The sequence below is a fragment of the Cysteiniphilum sp. JM-1 genome (genome assembly GCF_008711525.1).
GTDB lineage: Bacteria > Pseudomonadota > Gammaproteobacteria > Francisellales > Francisellaceae > Caedibacter.
Map to the genome: position 1 here is coordinate 1 of NZ_VXKS01000057.1, position 1,047 is coordinate 1,047.

The window sequence follows — 1,047 nt, forward strand, 5'->3', positions numbered from 1 at the left end:
CTCAATTAAATGTCATCATGATTAACCATGGTCATGGTTTATTGAATGCTACAGACAAGCCCTTATTGGCGCGTTGTGATTCTTTTGTTGTTGAGCGTAACGTGCATTTTCCAACGGATATTAGTTTGTTATTTGATGCTTTATGCAAAGCAATTCATTTGACAGCGCAATCCTGCAAGCGTTTATATATAAGTGATTGGCGTCAATCTGGTTATAATATTAGGCAATTGAAAAAGGCATTGCGTAAAGCACAACAAAGCAAAAAAGGTAAGCAGCAAGATCATATCATCCAAGCACATCAAGCCTATTTGGATCAAGCACAGTTATACTTGAATACATTAAACCAAACACTCAAGAAGTTGGATGAGTTTTCACGATGTTCCATTGAGCCATATATTGATCATAGCACACGACAGTTTCAGCAGACGTATGATCGTGTTATTGAGAATAAAACCATAGAGTCATCGCAAAAGGTATACTCTATTTTTGAGCCCGATACTGAGTGGGTTAACAAAGGAAAAGCAGGCAACAAAATCGAACTGGGCATTAAAGTGGCGATCATGGAAGATCAGCACCAATTTATTTTACATCATCGTATTATGAGACAAGAACAAGATGCTGATATCACGGTTGATATCATTAAAGATACACAGATTAATTTCCCTCAGTTGCAAGGTTGTAGTTTTGATAAGGGTTTTTACTCGGCAGTGAATCTCACGGAAGCTAGAAAGCTGATCAATAAAGTGGTGATGCCCAAAAAAGGCAAGCTAAATCAGCTAGAAAAGTTACAAGAGAGTGATCCTGAGTTTGTGAAAACCAGACATCAGCATTCAGCCGTTGAGTCAGCAATCAATTGTTTGGAACAGCACGGACTTGATCGTTGTCCAGATAAGGGAAAAGAAGGGTTTGATTGTTATGTGGCTTTGGCTGTTTTATCTCGCAATATTCAACGCATTGGTGAAATTGTGCAGAAAAAGCGACGTAAGCAAGAGGCCAGAAAAAAGCGAAAATTGAGTAAGGCTGCTTAGCAAATATCATTTAATTTAG

The 1,047-nt window shown here is 38.2% G+C and carries 1 protein-coding gene; it reads left to right on the forward strand.

The genetic code is table 11. The features are described 5' to 3' along the window. The coding region (locus F3D68_RS11140; protein ID WP_151194503.1) for an ISNCY family transposase at positions 1 to 1,028 on the forward strand (1,028 nt) is incomplete at its 5' end. Positions 1,029 to 1,047 lie beyond the last annotated feature (19 nt).